Below are 593 nucleotides of genomic sequence, written 5' to 3'. Positions count from 1 at the left end.
GTGCCAGTTTGGATTTGTAAAAACAGCGTATCGAGGCATCGGGAAAAATGACAATAAACTGGCCACTCTTTTTGCTCTGGCTAATGTGGTTAGATTGGATCAAATGCTACGTAGGGGTTAATCTGCCTATCAGCCGAGAAAACCGGCTGAAAAGTAGATAATGAGCGACCCTATCCTCGCTTTTAGTTCTAAGAATTGTGTTTTAGAACATGCTCAAAGGATTGATGGACTTCTTCACACCTTCCCTAGTGGCTGGTACTGCTTGGCTTCCATGCGGATGAACTACTCTAGGAGCCTGTCGGACTTAACCAGCAAAACAGGTAAAATCCTGATTCCAGTACCAGTAACACTCAAAGCACTATGAATAAGTGGAAGTTCAAACCGGTCGACCGAAACACTCCCGACCTTTTCCCTGCCAGCATCCAGGATTATCTTCCAGAAGGTCATATGGCTCGCTTTGTGGTGGATGTTGTTGACCAGCTCGACCTGTCTCCACTGATCAATTCTTATCGAGGCACAGGATCAAAAGGCTGGCATCCTGCCATGATGGTTTCACTACTGTTTTATGGCTATGCAMCCGGTGTCTTTTCCAG

At 45.9% G+C, this 593-nt stretch carries 1 protein-coding gene; it reads left to right on the top strand.

Annotation, left to right across the window (positions count from 1 at the left end; genetic code table 11):
- Nucleotides 1–360 precede the first annotated feature (360 nt).
- A partial coding sequence (locus tag WG89_RS28995) for a transposase (RefSeq protein WP_479686502.1) occupies nt 361–593 on the top strand: 233 nt, incomplete at its 3' end.

Source organism: Endozoicomonas arenosclerae, from assembly GCF_001562015.1.
GTDB classification, from domain to species: domain Bacteria; phylum Pseudomonadota; class Gammaproteobacteria; order Pseudomonadales; family Endozoicomonadaceae; genus Endozoicomonas_A; species Endozoicomonas_A arenosclerae.
The sequence above is the reverse complement of the archived record's forward strand: the minus strand, read 5'-3'. Positions and strand labels throughout refer to the sequence as shown.